Origin of the sequence: Bradyrhizobium dasycarpum (genome assembly GCF_042019905.1) — a bacterium.
Taxonomy (GTDB): Bacteria; Pseudomonadota; Alphaproteobacteria; order Rhizobiales; family Xanthobacteraceae; genus Bradyrhizobium; species Bradyrhizobium japonicum_B.
In genome coordinates this window covers 4,377,169-4,393,094 of record NZ_CP169574.1, presented here as the reverse complement: position 1 = coordinate 4,393,094, position 15,926 = coordinate 4,377,169, and the positions used below count along the sequence as shown (strand labels likewise).

At 58.3% G+C, this 15,926-nt stretch carries 10 protein-coding genes and 2 pseudogenes; 2 read left to right on the top strand and 10 right to left on the bottom strand.

The window, feature by feature from the left end:
• Positions 1-6 precede the first annotated feature (6 nt).
• Positions 7-1,644: a CHAT domain-containing protein gene (locus ACETMP_RS21120; protein WP_375157697.1), complete on the top strand. Its 1,638-nt coding sequence runs from the start codon at positions 7-9 to the stop codon at positions 1,642-1,644.
• Between the two features lie 435 nt (positions 1,645-2,079).
• On the opposite strand, the gene ACETMP_RS21115 is transcribed toward ACETMP_RS21120, so the two are convergent.
• The 7 genes and pseudogenes from ACETMP_RS21115 to ACETMP_RS21085 all read right to left on the bottom strand — a co-directional run bounded on the left by ACETMP_RS21115 (position 2,080) and on the right by ACETMP_RS21085 (position 9,615).
• A complete protein-coding gene (locus ACETMP_RS21115) occupies positions 2,080-3,015 on the bottom strand; it encodes a TetR/AcrR family transcriptional regulator C-terminal domain-containing protein (protein WP_375157696.1) in 936 nt (311 codons plus the stop codon).
• Positions 3,016-3,146: 131 nt separating this feature from the next.
• Positions 3,147-3,788 (bottom strand): TetR/AcrR family transcriptional regulator C-terminal domain-containing protein, encoded by a 642-nt coding sequence (locus tag ACETMP_RS21110; protein ID WP_375161949.1) that lies wholly within the window; start codon positions 3,786-3,788, stop codon positions 3,147-3,149.
• A 42-nt stretch (positions 3,789-3,830) separates the two neighbouring features.
• A pseudogene (locus ACETMP_RS21105) lies at positions 3,831-5,405 on the bottom strand (MFS transporter); the annotation flags it as partial.
• A complete protein-coding gene (locus ACETMP_RS21100; RefSeq protein ID WP_375157695.1) occupies positions 5,402-6,430 on the bottom strand; it encodes an HlyD family secretion protein in 1,029 nt (342 codons plus the stop codon). The gene ACETMP_RS21100 and the pseudogene ACETMP_RS21105, both read right to left, overlap by 4 nt.
• A gap of 230 nt (positions 6,431-6,660) precedes the next feature.
• On the bottom strand, positions 6,661-7,875 hold the full coding sequence (locus ACETMP_RS21095) for an NAD(P)/FAD-dependent oxidoreductase (protein ID WP_375157694.1): 1,215 nt from the start codon (positions 7,873-7,875) through the stop codon (positions 6,661-6,663).
• 109 nt (positions 7,876-7,984) lie between these two features.
• A complete protein-coding gene (locus ACETMP_RS21090; RefSeq protein ID WP_375157693.1) occupies positions 7,985-8,287 on the bottom strand; it encodes a hypothetical protein in 303 nt (100 codons plus the stop codon).
• A 375-nt stretch (positions 8,288-8,662) separates the two neighbouring features.
• A pseudogene (locus ACETMP_RS21085) lies at positions 8,663-9,615 on the bottom strand (helix-turn-helix transcriptional regulator).
• 367 nt (positions 9,616-9,982) lie between these two features.
• Here ACETMP_RS21085 and ACETMP_RS21080 point away from each other — a divergent pair.
• Positions 9,983-10,957, top strand: a complete 975-nt coding sequence (locus tag ACETMP_RS21080; RefSeq protein WP_375157692.1) for a helix-turn-helix domain-containing protein — start codon at positions 9,983-9,985, stop codon at positions 10,955-10,957.
• Here the strand turns inward: ACETMP_RS21080 and ACETMP_RS21075 are convergent.
• The 3 genes from ACETMP_RS21075 to ACETMP_RS21065 all read right to left on the bottom strand — a co-directional run bounded on the left by ACETMP_RS21075 (position 10,937) and on the right by ACETMP_RS21065 (position 15,165).
• On the bottom strand, positions 10,937-11,800 hold the full coding sequence (locus ACETMP_RS21075; protein WP_375157691.1) for a catalase: 864 nt from the start codon (positions 11,798-11,800) through the stop codon (positions 10,937-10,939). The two genes, ACETMP_RS21080 and ACETMP_RS21075, sit on opposite strands and share 21 nt — an antisense overlap.
• A 735-nt stretch (positions 11,801-12,535) precedes the next feature.
• Positions 12,536-13,480, bottom strand: coding sequence for an MBL fold metallo-hydrolase (locus ACETMP_RS21070; protein WP_375157690.1), 945 nt, complete (start codon positions 13,478-13,480; stop codon positions 12,536-12,538).
• 1,046 nt (positions 13,481-14,526) lie between these two features.
• On the bottom strand, positions 14,527-15,165 hold the full coding sequence (locus ACETMP_RS21065) for a helix-turn-helix transcriptional regulator (protein WP_375157689.1): 639 nt from the start codon (positions 15,163-15,165) through the stop codon (positions 14,527-14,529).
• Positions 15,166-15,926: the final 761 nt, after the last annotated feature.

Sequence of the window (15,926 nt, the reverse complement as noted above, 5' to 3'; positions counted from 1 at the left end):
TACCGCATGACATCTTTCATCTACCATGATGCAAATTTAGGGCGAAGCCGCGAAGCGACCTTGCTCCATTTCGTTGAAGTCTGCGGAATGCTGACCCTCCTAGACCGGAAGAAGAAGCGGGATCGGGTAGACTTTCCAGGAGCACTCTGTAAGGCGCTCGGTTGGTACTTTCCTCTGCTGGCCAAAATGGGCGTGGAAAGTGTCGAGGGTTTGCTTTTTACGAAATATCCGCGGGTCTGCCCTTACTGCCGGAAATCCCCGCACGTCGAGAACCAATGTAAGTTGGTCCGGGGTACGGAAGGAGTTTTGTCGCATGAAGAAGTTCGCAAACTAACTGAGGAGAATTGGGAGACCCGACCGGCCAGTTTGAACGAATGGCAGCAGATGTTCGATGCGATCTATCCACGCTCTCTGAACACCGCGGGTGGGTTCAGCACTATAGCCCTCTTGGAAGAACTGGGTGAGTTGGCCGAGGCAGTTCGTGTTTTCGACCGATATCCTCATTACTTTTATGGAGAGGCCGCTGACGTCTTCTCCTATCTTATGGGGCTGGCTAACGAGTATGCACTCCAATGTTCGGAGCGGGGAGAAGCGTTCGATTACGAATTAGAGTTTCTGTCCCGATACCCGGGTCTTTGCATTGCCTGCGGAGCTCAAGTGTGCGTCTGTCCGACTGTGCCGCCGGCAACGGTCGGTCGTATGGCGAAGGAAATGCCAATTAGCGTTTCCCGGATTTTGGACGCAGATCAATTCGATGCTGCGGGCCGCAAGACTGCTGAAATCGTCCTGGAGAGTGTTGGTCGTGTGCCCACTCTAGCCAAGCACCTGCCTTATGACCGGGGAGACATGAACTCGGCGCTGACTCAGCTTGCGTTTCGATTAGCTCATGCATTGGAGGAGCATCACAAAGAGACCGCCGATAAATTGCTTGCGCTGGCAGTTGAGCTGGGTCGGGAGAAGCAGCTGAGCGGGACAGTCGCGCACCCTATCACGGCCCATGTTCTTGACGTACTTAAGGAAGCTTGGCTAAAGGCAGACCCGGCCGTTCAACGATCGCTCGAAAACGAACAGCCTGCTCTCGGTAAACTCACCCAAATTCTCGACACCAGAATTCTGGTTGTGACGGCCAATCCTCGGGGAGAGAATAATCAAGCTATCCGCCTAGATAAGGAAATCAGCACTATCCGGGAGAGGATTAGGCTTGGTACAGCGCGCGACCGAATTCACGTGGAGACCTTAACTGCAGCAACGGTCGATAGTCTGCGCGTAGAGCTTCTCTCAAACAGTTACGACGTCATTCATTTCGCTGGTCACGCCGACGCGGAAGGATTGGAATTGCTGGGTGAAGGTGGTGTTCACAATCTGGCGTTCGACGCTTTTGGAAAGATGCTCGCGGGACAAGAAGGACTGAAATGCGTCGTGATAAATGCGTGTAGCGCAATGCAAGGTATCAATACGGCTTTTGCGCCTCTCGTGATCGCGATGGTTGATGAAATCGATGATGACGAATCGTTAGTATTCGCCAAGGGATTCTATGATGCGATCGCCGCTGGCCAAAGCTTGTCTAAAGCCTACGAAAGCTCGGTTACAGCCCTCGAATCCGAAGGTTTCGACCCAAATCTTGTGGCGAAGATAGTTCGGTAGAAGGATAGCGAGGTGCAGGTGGTTATCGAGCCATCTATGCTGTGTACTCATTAGCAGCCGGCCGCCGGATGTTCGATCAACCGCCAACAGCGGCGCAAAGCGGGCATCTCTCGAGGTCGCTCAAAGGCCGCAGGTGGAGCGGCTGCCATAAACCAATGTTCCCGAACAAGCTGCGCTGCGCTCCAGGGGTGAGTGACGCGGTGCACTCAGCGCGATCTTCTGGATGTGACGTCCAAGGCATCATGTTGTGACCTAGATGCGTTTCAGGCGGAATACTCTCCCCCAAGACTCTAGATGAGTGAAGGCAAGGCAACATCGGCTAATGGCAGCCCATCAGCGAAGTTGCGCCTGTCTGGCGGAGGTCCACTCATAGCGTAACAACCGACCACATTTGCTCAACCTGAGTTCTTCGTGTGTTGACCCGAAGCCGACGTTTCACTGTCCTGAGTTAGCTTCCTCGATGAAACACAGCCACATCTCCAGGAGGGCGTCCGTTGATGTCGTTCGCGGGATTGGCTTCAGCTTGAGAGGCGCGACGCCGTCGAGAAAGGTGGCCACCGCGGCCCGGGCCCGCAGATCGATCTCGGAAAGAGTTGGTATGTCGCGGAGCTGAAGAATGGCTTCCAGATGGATGTTGCCGTGAAGCATCGCTACAAATTGGCGGGCGCCGGCCTCACAATCCGCAAGGCCGAGTTCTCCATTCTGTCTCGATCTTTCCAGAATTTTGGTCAAGACCGCAATGGCCCGCTTCGGACCATGTTGGACGTAGGCCCGAGTGGCAGCCGGGAAGCGATCCGCTTCAAGAATGGCCGTGTAGCAGACTTCCAGTAACGGCGGAGTCATCATCGTCTCAAGAAGATTGCGTCCAATGATGACAAGCAATTCCGGTAGCGGCAACGAGAGCTGATCGGCACCGACGCACAGTGCGTTCGACGAGTATTGGCTGACAACCTTGGTGAATTGATCTACTAGAAGTTCGTGCACGTCCACATGGCAGGTTGATTGTTCCCGAAGCAGTTGCCGATAAAGGCCGTGCGGCGTCCATACCGAGCTCGAGCGCCCAAGCAGGAACGCCGACAGAACCGCGCAGTTGGACCAACCACGAATTTGGCTCGCTGTGCCTGGTACCGCTTCACGTACCCGGAGGATATCGCCAGTCGCACCCCAGCGCAGAAATCGCACCGCATCGGCTGGGGGCAGGATCGTTACCATCATCCGCGTCCACCACGGCTCCACAAGGAGCCAGCTCCCCGTGCCCGTCGGACGCATCGCGAACACGTGTTTGTGTCTGGGGTGGACGAAGCGATGCCACCACTGCCGTGTAAGGCCGGGCACGAAACAAACGAGCCAATCGGCGGCATCGACGGTCACCAAAGATCCATTCTCGTCGATGTTTCTGACCAGGTCTGGCGGGACGTCGCCCAGGAGAGTCTCACTGGAAGGCCTATCCCTCAGGCGTCTCAGCCAAGACCACCTCGGCCAGCCAATGTCGTTACCCCCACTCATCGGATGATGTTCCTTGAGCTAGAGCAGCCATCAATGAAGCTTTCGATGCTAGCTGCCACGCGGTCAGCTGCTGCTCTCTCCTGCCGTGGTGCAGGGCTCAGCATGAGTGTTTGGTAAAGTGGCTCCCTCAGCATTCCCAGCAACTGCTCCGCGTACAGCTGAGCATCCGTTACCGAGAATATCCCACGTTCGCTCGCTGTTGAGAGAAACTTCCGCAGCTCGATGACGACTGCTAGCTGACCCGCGTCATGCACCCGCCGCTTGAGGGCAGGATTGCTTGCACCTTCGGTCATCAACATTCGAATGAATCCGACGAGGGTGGTCGAGTACTCCTTCCAGGCAACCCGTCCGAACTCGTTGAGGGTCTCGCGTGCGTCCTCTATGGTGCTTGGTCGCGCTCTCGTGACCAACGGTTGCGATATCAAGGTCGCCTTGTGTTCGGCGATCGCGACAATGAGATTGTCGCTACTTCGAAACGCCCGAAGGACCTCTGCCTTCGACAGTCCAGCCCGATCCAGAATTCCATCCAGATCGACGGGCGCGTCGCAGGCGCGAGCGAGAACTTGGCTGACCGAGAGGACTATGTCTTCATGTAGCTCGGATCTCTCTACGGTGTTGATTTCTCGAGGAGGCTTCATCGCGAGACTTGTGCAGAGCGCCCCAGTCTGGGATAGCGGAGCGGCGCGCCTCTTTGCATGCAGGGCGAAAGCGACCTTGATCGAGACCAGCACCGGCGCGGCGACGACGAACAGCAGCGCGATTGCAGCAAACGCGGTATCGAACGCAAGCACGGTGGACTGACCAGTGAGGGTCCGGCCGAGCAGACCCATCGCAGCCCGGCCGGCAGCCACACTGTCCAATCCTTTTGTCGCGAGAATGGCACTCATCGCCCCGAGCCGCTCTCCGACCGCAGGAGTACCGGCAGTTACACTGGCCCCAAGCACGGTCGCGTTGGCGGCGGCATTGTAGTCGATCATAGTCTGTAGCCCGGCAACTCCCAGCAGTCCGCCGAACTGGCGTCCAGCATTGAAGAGGCCAATGCCGGCTGTACGGTTTTGATCACTAAGCTCACTGAAGGCGATCAACGTGATCGATAGGAAGAGAAAGCCGAGTCCAAAGCCCCGCAAGAGCATGGCGGCCATCATGTCCCCGGGACCGCTTTCGCTGGTTGAGCCGGACAGCATCCACATCGCCGCCATGATCATCAGGATGCCAAAGGGCACGGTGCTGATTGGTGGCGCGCCGCAAGCATGCATGAGGAATGCGGCTACGAGTAGCGCGGCGACGAAAAACACTCCGCTTGGAAGCAATAGCTGTCCCGCATCGGTGGCCGTGAACGCCAGGACGGAGACGGCGAATGAGGGGATTAGAAAAGCGCTTCCGAACAGGGCCGCGCCAGCGACGAAACTGACAATGAAGGCAAAGGCGAAATCGCTCGACCGAAACAAGGTGAAGTCGAACAGACCTCGGCGTCTCGCCAGCGCCTGTTGACCAAGCAACGTCAGCAAAGCGGCTGCGCCGATCAGGGTGATCCAAACTATGCGCGGCTCTTCAAACCAGCGCCATCGGCTGCCTTGATTAAGAACATAGGTCAGGCAGAAGAATGTAACCGTCACTAGCGCGGATCCGGTCCAATCGAACGGAAGGCGAGTAGCGAGAAAGCGTTTCGGTGTGTCCCCGCTCAGCAGAAGTCCAACCGCGGCGAGGGTCACCGGAACGACGCTGAAGAAGATCCAGACCCAGGACTGGCTATCGATCAACCATCCGTGGAGCGCTGGCGCTATGGTCGCAGGAGCAACAACGGATCCCATTGCAAAAACCGCCTGCAGGATCGGTTGGCAGGAATGAGGGTAAACGAGAAAGATGACGGACTGGCCGGCGACAAGTAAGATTCCGCCGGAAAGGCCTTGGATAATGCGCAGTGCGATCAGTAGGTGCAATTGATATGTGACGGCGGCAATGCCGCAGGCCGCACCCATAATCAGCGTCGATGCAATGATCAGGGTGCGCGGATTGATGTGAGTCATGAGCCAGGCGGCCGCCATGAAGCCAACCAGTTTCGAAGCGGTATACCCGATGTCGAGCCACGCAAACTCATCCGGCGTTGCGTAAATATCGCCAATGATATCGTTACGTGCGAGAGAAAGCGCGGTGCTTGCAATCGCCTCTGTCAGCGCAGAGAGCACGATTCCCGCGACAAACAGGCTGCCTGCATGCTTGGTGCCGCCTGATCCGGCATAGGAAATCCCGGTCACGTGCCGCTCCCTCGATCGATTTCGACGCGCGCGGAGAGGCCAGGCACGACCCGGCCGGGCAACGGGTTCCTGACCAAGCGGATTTTCACCGGAACCCGTTGCACAACCCGGATGAAGTTGCCTGTTGCATTGTCGGTAGGCAGCAGGGTGAACGCAGATCCGCTGCCGGGCGCAAAGCTATCCACCACGCCATTGATCACCTGGTCTGGGTAGCCATCCACAGTGATCAGAGCATGCTGGCCAGGGCGTATGTGTTCGATCTGGCTTTCCTTGAAGTTCGCTACTACCCAGACGTTGTCCACCGGTACTATATCGAGCAGTGACGTTCCAGGTGCGACAAGCCGGCCGACGCGGACCTGACGGTTGCCGATAACGCCATTAATTGGCGCATGAACCACTGTGTGGTCGAGATCAATCTGGGCGAGATCGCGTGCGGCCTGTGCCTGCGCCACAGCAGCAACGGCAGCTCCGCGCTGACTTGCGAGAACAGCGATGCGCTGTCGCTGGGCTTCTACCGTCGCCGAAGTAGCCGCCACTCCAGCCTCGGCTCTCAATAGAGCCGCATCACTCTCATCGACTTGGGCTTGGCTGACGGCGCTGGTGCGGATCAACTCTCGACGGCGATCCGAAGCTTTGCGAGCAAGGTTCATCTCGGCCACGCTTGCAAGCTTTTGCGCTTCGGCTTGGCGGATCAGCGCGTGCTGCAGCTGCATCTCCGCATCGACATTGGCGAGGCGGGCCTGGGCCGCATCGACATTGGCATCCGCCTGCGCAAGCCGAGCGCGGTAGTCCCGGTCGTCGATGCGGAACAGAACGTCGCCTGCGCGAACGGTCTGATTATCCCGAACCTCCACGGCAGTGACGTAGCCCGCGATCTTGGGTGCAAGCGAAGTCAACTCACCACGAATGTAGGCGTTATCGGTGAACGTCTCGTTTGAACGAGCATATGCCCAGCCGCCGGCCACGAGGGCGACGGCGCCAAGGCACAGCCCAAGCCCTACAATCCTCTTGTTCCTCGGATTCATTCCGTTCGCTCCTCCGATATTTCATTGACGACCTTTCGCCGCTTGCACTTCCAAGCGAACCCGTGCGGTTTCACAGAACCACTACAAGTTCACCCGCTACCCCGAGGCCGATCGGAAAACGGATCGGCTTGGAGAAGGCTTGCGCGCGGTCGCTTTGTATTCACCACATTGAAATGACCCGACAATCGGCGAGCCGCGCTCTTGGGCTTGAGAGCGCGGCCCGTACCGGCTCAAAAGCCGCTCACGTCGGTGACGCGCTCAGGATCGGCGGAAGCTAAAGCCACGATACGTTCCGGCTTTGGCGGATAGATCCATACGGTGTTGATCTCCTGCTTAGTTTTCTTCGCGATATCGCCTGTCATCTTGACCTTGCGTTCCCAGCCGCTCGTGAACAGCGCGCCGGCCTCGCCAAGGTCCAAGCAGGTGACGTAACCCTCCTGGTGATACGGTTTGGGGCGAACGCCAAGGAGTTCGGCCGCGGCATTGTTGCCGGCGAAAGCACCCATGCGTGTGGCGTGCTGGCAAGACATCAGTGCATAGTTACCAGCGTCGTCGCAGGCGGCGCGAGCGGCATCGCCAGTTGCAAAGACTCCGTCGATTCCAGGTACGCGGAGATTGCGATCGACCAGCAACCGGCCGAGGCTGTCGCGTTCAGCAGAAATCTGCGCAGTGAGAGGCGCTGCGCGAATGCCGGCCGCCCAGATAACCGTCTCAGCTTCAATGTGCTCGCCATTCGAGAGCGTAACGCCGGATCCATCGAGCGAGGCAACGCCAGAGCCGAGCCGGGTCTCGATGCCTAGCTTACGAAGTGCCCGCTCGATAACCGGGCGGGAGCCTTCACCCATATCGGGCGCGATTGCAGGATTGCGATCCACGATGATGATGCGCGGCTTGGCATCCTTGCCCAGAATTTCGCGAAGCCGCGCCGGCATTTCGGTTGCGGCCTCAATGCCGGTAAAACCCCCGCCTGCTACCACAACGGTGTCGCGCCCGTTCGTTGCCGGTCGGTCGGCCAGACTGTGCAGATGCTTGTCGAGGGTGACCGCGTCTTCGAGTTGGTCCACCGAAAAGCCGTGCTCAGCAAGCCCCGGAATGTTTGGCCTGAACAGCCGGCTACCAGTTGCCACCACAAGCTGATCATAAGAGATCGACTTTCGCGTCCCTTCGGTGGTCGCGAGCTGCACCATGCGGGATTTGGTGTCGACTGTCTCGGCACTACCTTGCACGTAGACGACATCGATAGCCTTGAGGACGTCCAGCAGCGGCGCTGTCAGAGTTTCAGGCCTTTGTTCATAGAGTCGAGGGCGAATGACTAAGGTCGGCTCTGGTGCGACCAGCGCGATCTCGAGCTCCTCGGGCGATGCGCCCTGGATGTCGCGTAGGCGGGCGGCGGAAAGTGCAGCATACATGCCGGCGAAGCCAGCGCCGATGATGACGAGACGCATGATATGATCTCCTGTGGTTGGTTCTGAATACCGGGTCGTTGCCGCCGCTCATCATTGGCGGGCGAGCTTAGATCGAAAAGCGCGCGAAGATTTGGAGCGTCGACGCTTTCTAGGGTGGAAAGCAGTTCGACGACGAATTCGGTGTCGCACCTGCCGTGATTTTCGGCGAGCCGCGATGGAAAGCGAGCGGCACAGCGGTTCGCCCCGACCAATTCGTCTCGGAGGCGTGTTCGCCGTCATTCATAATGGAAAGAATTCCATGAGATCGTTCGACGGTCTGCACTGGCACTTCGATCTCTTCACCCGCTGCTGAAGTGAAGCGAATAGAAAGTGAAAGTCCGTACAGAACTGCGGAAGTGACTGCACTGCGCCGCCACGTCCTTCCTAATGGGGCTGGAGTCTTCCAGATCATTGTTGTCTCCCGCTGTCGTAAAGTGGGCATAGTGAAAAGCTACCCGCCCCAATCTGCGGGCGCGCCAGAGCGATTGCCGTACCTGTAGAGGAATTGCTGGTGCGTTGCCGGCCCGCCAGTCTCGGCGTTTAGCTACGGCACAGACTTCACGCCTTTTAGGCGCGCGGAGCGGTGCTCCGACCGTCAAGCCGCGATGTGTCGGAGAACGACGAGCCGAATCCTGCAAGAGCCGCGCGCAATTCGCTCTCAGCTTGCCCCGCCTGCTTAGAGCTTCGCGAGGTCCTCCTGAAAGCCGAAAATCGTTGCGAGCAGATTCTCTGCGCGATGCAACGTTGCCACGGACAGTTGCAGAGTTGGTAGCTGGGGAGAGGGGCGTTAGCGCACGCGCCGTCGCCAGTCGCTCGGCGTTTCGCCAGTTTGCTTTCTGAACGCCGCAGCGAAGGCGGTCTGAGAGGAATAGCCCAGGTCGGCTGCGATCGAGACAACTGCCTCGTCGGTGTCGCGCAGCATATTCATAGCCTGCTCGAGCCGGTGCTGGCGCAGCCAACCATGTGGCGAAAGCCCGGTGCTTTCCTTGAAAGCACGGCAGAAATGGAATCGTGACAGACCAGCATCCGAAGCCAGGGCAGCGAGCGAGACGTCCGCGTCGCTATCCGAGCGTAATCGCTCAAGTGCGCCTGCCAAGACTTTCGGAGAAAGCCCCCTATTGCCGGGTGGATCGTCGTTGGTGTGCCTGTATGTGCAGCCAAAATGCGGGTGGTCAGGAGTTCTATCAACTGATGTCTGAACAGCGTATCCAAGGTGTCATTGCTCTCCAGGACATCCGCCGCACTCAACAGCAGTCGGGATGTGATCGGGTCGGGATGCGCCGTTCGCTCCAGAAGATCGATCGGCTTGGCCGTTGCGGCTTCATCAGCGACGCGCTTGAGAACGGTGTGCGGAAGGTAGAGCTGGATGACATCAACAGGTCTTGGAATATCCCATCGTGAGGTTGATCCTTCTGGAATGATAATCAAAACGCCGCGTCGAAATGTTCCTCTCGCGACCGATCGGCCTGTTCGCCGCTCCATGCGCTGCATAGATCCATTGTAGGCCATGATGACATGGTGGCTCATAGGCTCAACGACGTCGTGCAATGGATCGTGTTTCCAATGTGCGATCGCGCTGCCGGAGGGATCCAAAGCCATGCTGACCGGTTTGGTGTGAAGCACGCGCGCCATCTCCACATCCGCAGATCGGCGCTCACCAATCGGCGAGCCGTGCTGTTTCGTTTCAAAAGCGTCTCGGTGATTTTGGCAGGAACCTTCGTGCAACATCTGCTGGCTCATGAAGCTGTCCCCGTGCCGAGAATTGCCGTTAGGAGCTAAGCCGGTGTTCTAGACGGTGCATAAGCCGAACTTCTTGCTCAAACTTCTGATGCTTTGTCTGATTCTGCTGCTAGGGGCGGAAGGGCGCCCACGCGCGACCAAATCGCGCAGGCCCTTAGGCATTCGCTGATTGCTGCTGCTAAAAAAAGCGGAAGTAGAAAGGGTTGTGAATAGTCAAACACACTGACTTTGTTGAGGCTCAGGGTTTGTCACGGAGGTGTGACTAGAGGTACGATAGTGCAGGAACTAGATCGTTCGCCGGCTGGTCCCAAAAAGTGGCCACCCAACGCGCGACTATAGCCAATCCATCTAGAATCTCGATCGTCCCATGACAGTTGCTGACGCCTTCGGCGCAAGGCTTGGAAAATTCCTGCACCTTAAGAATGCGCCACCATCATTGGTCACGCGTTCACTTCGCGGCGTTGAACTTGCCGTCACCGAAACGCGCGATGACAACCCCACACCAGGTCTGTCCGGTTCTCTGATGCCGGAGGATGCCTTTCTGGTCAGTCTGAAGCTTCACGATTATCCGGACTGCGAACTCTGGGAGCAGGGCAAGTGCATCATGAAGCGGGACGTCCGGGCGGGTGCGACCTATCTGTACGACTTGAAGCGCGATCCGCGCTATGTGATTGACAAGCCGTTTCATTCCTTGTTTTTCCATATCCCGCGCTCGGCGCTCGACAGCATCGCAAAACAGTTCGCCGTCCAGCGTGTTGGCGACCTTGCATGTGAGATCGGGGTCGGCCACGACGACCGAATCATCCATCACATTGGCTCCTTGTTCCTGGAGGCATTGCGGCGACCCTGCGAGACTAACCAGCTCTTCATCGATCACATGATGCTCGCGCTCACCGCGCACGTCGCCAAGACCTACGGTGGACTTCGACGCAATACCGAGCTGGCCCGTGGCGGGCTTGCGCCATGGCAGCTCAAGCGCGCTTGCGAAAGGCTGGCGGCCGACCTGGGCGGGACCCTCTCGTTGCAACAGATCGCAGCAGAACTCGATCTCTCGGTTAGCCACTTCTCGCGCGCTTTTCGTATTTCCACCGGCCTGCCGCCGCACCAGTGGCTGCTGCGCCAGCGCGTAAAAGCGGCCACGCAGTTGATGACGGTCCGCGACCTGCCTCTGTCAGAAATAGCGGTGTCGGCGGGATTTGCTGATCAGAGTCACTTTACGCGTGTGTTTACTTCCGTGATCGGCGTCAGCCCGGGAGTATGGCGTCGCGAAACGCAGGGCGCGTCGGAAAGCTATGAGAGAGCCAAAGCAGGGCTCGTTCGTTTAGGGACGCATTTTCTGTGAGAGTGTGTAGGTTGCGCGGCGGGCCGCAAATATCTCGTCGGGCGGGTAACCGATGCCTTCAGCCAGAGTGGCTGGATTGAACCCGGCATCGTCGCAGGCTTCGTTTGCTTCAACCCCTGTAATCACAATCGTTCCGAGCCGCACCGCCTCGCGGTGGTCCTCATCGGGCCACCGGACGGTTACATCCATGACAGGGTCGCCTTGCCGGTCCAGCAGCGCCATTACGCTGAACCTGACTTCCCGAGCCGAGATCCGGGATTCGAGCTCGTCGTTCAGCAGTTCGGCAGGCCTTAACCTGATCTTGCCTTTAGGCCCAATCGCCTGCTCGCCCACCGGATCGATCCTAAACTTGATGAATCTTGTCTCACCCTTGGCATTTGTTGCGGGAAAAGCGTGTACCCCCCAATAGGTTGTGGAGGCAAAGCTTTCGGCCGGTGGATGCGCGGCGATATAACTGGCCTGATTGAGAGTCTCGGGATTTGCGGCGGAGAATAAATTGATCTTCTCCACGTCCGGCTTACCGTCTGGTCGCGCAAAGTGCGCCTGGAGGTAGGCGAACATCTGATCAACGGTCCTCGCGAAATGAACGGGGGCGTTCTGCGTGAAGATTTCCGAGTGCTGGCCAGCGCTGCCGATCCGGAAGCTGAAGCCGCGCAGCATGGTGTTCTTCTTGTCGAAGCCTCTGTCCACCGAGAAACGCGCGAGCACGCGTGATGGCTTGGTAAAGCTGACCGATCTTGTGATTTCCCTGGCCTGATCTGATGGGACATAGGTGCCGCGAACACACCGACCGCTGGCGAAGCTCGCACGTCCCTTTCGCGAAAGATCAGCTGCCTTCTTCATGGCAGCGACGATGGATGCGGGGCTAGCAGCGCCGCTAAAAAGCTTGGGCAGGGCCGGACCTCGATACTTAACTTACGAGATAACTCTGGGTCAGAGCACCATGGGCGTCCTTTCCGAATCCCACATACCATGCAAGATCCTGCGAAAAGCCGGCGCGAATGCTTGCCTTTCATCGACCAGAGTGAAAGCGGTAGCTCGAGACGTTCTGAACCGCATTGTAGTTGCAGTGCTCTCTGCACCTGCCGACAGAACCTCCGAGGGGACTAGTCTCATTTCGTGTGCCGGAGGTCAGCGCGATCGCTGCATGGGGGTTGCGCAGCATGGTGCGGTACTGCGGATATGACACGCTCAGAACTGAAGTGACCCGGTGTTGCTGTTTGGCACGCCACTTTGGTCCCGGGCCACGCATGTAGTGCAATTCGGGCCGATAACTATCGCGTACATCCAACCATAAGTTCCGAAGAAGGCTTGCGATGTCAGCCAAGGTTTCGGTCCCTCTCCGGACAAAATCTGAGGTTGTGAACGAGCGTGCCAAAGCTCGTCCGATTGCCCAGGGATTGAAAATCTTCCAGTTCATCTTTCTTCTCCAGCCGGTTTAGGTGTTCGAACTGCGAGAGGGTGCGAGCGCGACACCGCTGCCAGCGAGTCCCGTGAGCACCTGCAAAGACAATGAGTTGAGCTAGGGCGTGAACTCGCCAACACCATGAGGACGCGCCCTAGTTCGGTCTTTAAGGGTCAGTAGTCCCAAATGATCGGTACCCAACGAAAGACGTCGCCCGTGACCGCTACCCTGCCTACTGAAGGAAACGGCAGGTGAGTGGCAACAAGCAGCTCACCGCTTGCCGCTAGCTCGCGTAGAAGAAGGACCCGAACGCGAGCAGCTTCCTCGGGGTCATGCTCGAAGCCGTTGTGCCACTCGGGTTGATCGAACCCGACCGTGAACACGGCGTCACCGGCGAACGTCAACCGGTCGGCGCCCGAGGCTAGGCGAACCACACTGTGGCCGGGTGTGTGGCCGCCCGTGCGACAGGCGACCACCCCTGGCGCCACCTCCTGCTTCTCATCGAATGGCCGCAGCTGACTGCGGTATTCGCTCAAGAAGCGGTTGGCCGTTGCACGAAGCGCATCTGGAAAGCCGTCCGGCATCGACGTTTGGGAGAAGTCGGGTGTCGCCCAAAACTCGATCTCAGCGGCCGCCACGTGAACCCGCAAGTCTGGACGGAGTCGGTCCTTCACCCCATCGACGAGCAGCCCGCCAATGTGGTCCATGTGCATGTGGGTCAGCACCACATCGGTCACGGAAGCCAGATCAATCCCGGCGGCCTCCAGCCGCTGGGCCGTCCGCCCGGCCCGCGGCAAGTTCGGGTTCACCCCTAGCCCAGCATCGACCAGTATGGTCTGTCCGCCGCTGCGCACCACGACCACGTTCAGCGGCCAATCGATCATTTCCGGCGGCAGGAACATGTTCTCCAGCCAAGCCGCCCTGACCGTGGGGTCGGTATCGTGTGCCAACATCTTCGTTGGCAGCGAAAGCATGCCGTCGCTGACCACCAGCACGTCGATGTCGCCGACCTTCAGCGCGTACCGCGAGGGAACCAGCTCGTCGAGTTCTGGTCCCTCTGCATGCTGCGTGTCGTCCAAATTCATGGTTGTCTGAGGAGTTCGGATCATCTCATTCATGTTGAAAGCTCCTTGTTCAGCTCAGTGTTAGCGCTTCGTCCTAGGGAGTCGCGCCGTTCAGATCGCAGCACTATGCTGCGGCGGCGTTCGGCGACTGGTGACAGACGCTCATCGCTGGGTGTGCCACCCCTGACAGCTATCGGATCTGGCGTGCGATTGCCCCAGAGCTTTTGCTGTCGCTAGAGAGCGATTGCTGGCATCGCATCCCCTTCGTCCAAGGGTGCTGCGGTGTTAGGAGGTGGAGCCGTTGTCCTCGTCTGAAGGCGCCCTGGCGCCAGATGTGGCCGGGGCAAGCCTGCAACTGAAACCAGCGGACAAGACCTTGCCGTCGTCTGGCCTCGCAAACGAGCGGCTTGGACTCAGCTGTCTATTCTGCGCTTGAGCCAGCTCAGCTGGTCCTTGCCTGCGTTATGGGCGTCAGTGACACACGCGAAGACGAGAGCGATTGACCCGCTCCAGGTCAATGCGACGAATTCCAATTGAGCAAAAGGCGGCCAAGCGGCCCGATTCTCGGCGTACCCAAACGGTAAAAAGGCACCGACCTGCGCGGCGACAAAGGGTGACCGGAAAGAAGCCGGTTGCCACGGCCGAAGACCCTGGACCAGGCTGCTGACTGCAAGGATCGCCATTTAGGCGGATGCCCATCCTGCGCCCACCACCTACAGCTGGTTTCTACTTACCGCTGCGGCAAACCGGAGAAGGTTCGCTCCGGGTTCCTCTCCCTCCGCCACGCATAATTGATAGTGTTGACCAATTTTGGCTATGGCGGGTTTGACCCCCGGCTCCACCCCCGGCGTGGAATTGCGCGGTGGTTCTTTTTGAAGCTTTCTCAGCTAACTAACGAGAACATCGATGCGCTCGCTCATCGCTCGGCTTGATCTTTTTGTTCTTGCTTTGTTCTACAAAGCAAAAATCCAGGTTAGACCATACCCTCACTCGAATTTCTCCGCTCGGATCGGGAGGGCTGATCAGGGATGAGCGGATAGTGCATTGGGGCTATCTCGGAATTTCCTGATGATACCGCGCCGCTCGCGATCCCTGAATTGTCAGATGTTCGGGAGCAAATTGGAAATCAGTGCCACAAGCTCGACCTGCCGCTTGATGCCGGTCTTGGCAAAAATCGATTTGACTTGTTTCCGAACGGTCTCCGTCGAGACCTTAATTTTGGCAGCAGCCGCCTGCAAGTCTTCGCCCGACTGCAACATCAACGCCAGCCTCGCCTCCGCGGGCGTCAGTCCGAAACTTTGCTGTAGTGTTTTGCTGGTCGGGCGCAACCTCTCGTCCGGGTCGACCAACACCGCAATCGCGTGATAGGCAGACAGGGGCGTGTCCGCCAGTTGGAAGCTGCGCATGAGATAGACCAGGACCGGGCTGCGTCCGCCCCGCGGAAACGATATCGGGGATACCCCAGCCCGATCACCAGACCACAGCAAACGCTTGATCGATCGGTCAAAACGGCCGGTAGCTTCACGATCCGAACTGGATAGCCTCCGCTTTTCAATCTTGACGTCGTCGTCCAACAGCGTTTCGGCAGCCTCGTTCGCCCTAACTACTTCGCCCGTCCGGTCGAGCAGAAGCGCTGCCTTACCTGCAACGTCAAATGCGGAAAGCGCTGCGGCGCCGCGCGCCACTCCCAGGATGCTGGCAATCTGCGCCGTACTGTCGAGCTGGACTGACAACGGCATCAAGGACTGCAATTCCGCTTGTTCAAAATGTCCCTGTTGATGCGACCTATGAAACGTCAACCCCCAGACTTCGTCTCCGCTACCTGCGCGCACCGCGGCGCAGCTTCTGAAGCAAGTATTTCCGAAGATCACGCTCTCTGCGCTACCCCTAGAGCCAATTCGCCCGGCGGACCCTAAAAGGTTTTTCTATCAGGCACTTTCTCAAGCTGGCATTCCGTAGCGGTGGCAAAGCAATGTCTGACTTTGGCCCATTGCTGCCCAGCGGAATGCTCGTTGGGGCGTCGGCTGTCAGGTGTGGAGCGGAAACTGATTGCAGCGGTCTGGACCGCCGATTTTGACCCGTTGCGGACCTTGCTGTTCATCGAAAATTGAGCATCGGTCGAGCCCACGGTTGACGTTGCGCTCCGCATGCACCCGAAAAATTTCGTACCCAAAGCCGAGAATGGTCGAGGCCGGAGTAGCCGCATGAGCACGCTCCGGAAGAGCGCCGTCTTACCGTACTCGTCGCGACGAGTTCGATATCAACCGCGCGGGCGAAGAAGCGATCAAACGAGCCCCGGACGGAAGATACCTCGTTGACTTGAACGGCGTGTACCGTTGCGCTGCCGGATGAGGATCCGAAGAACCAGCAGACTGGTTTTTGCGTAATCAATCCCGCCAGGCCGCAGCCCGCTTCATTTCTATCTCAACGACCTTCTACATGACCCGAAACGTTTGGCAGCCAGATTGCGCTCGTTGGAATGGAGTTGTGAGCGTGGGCT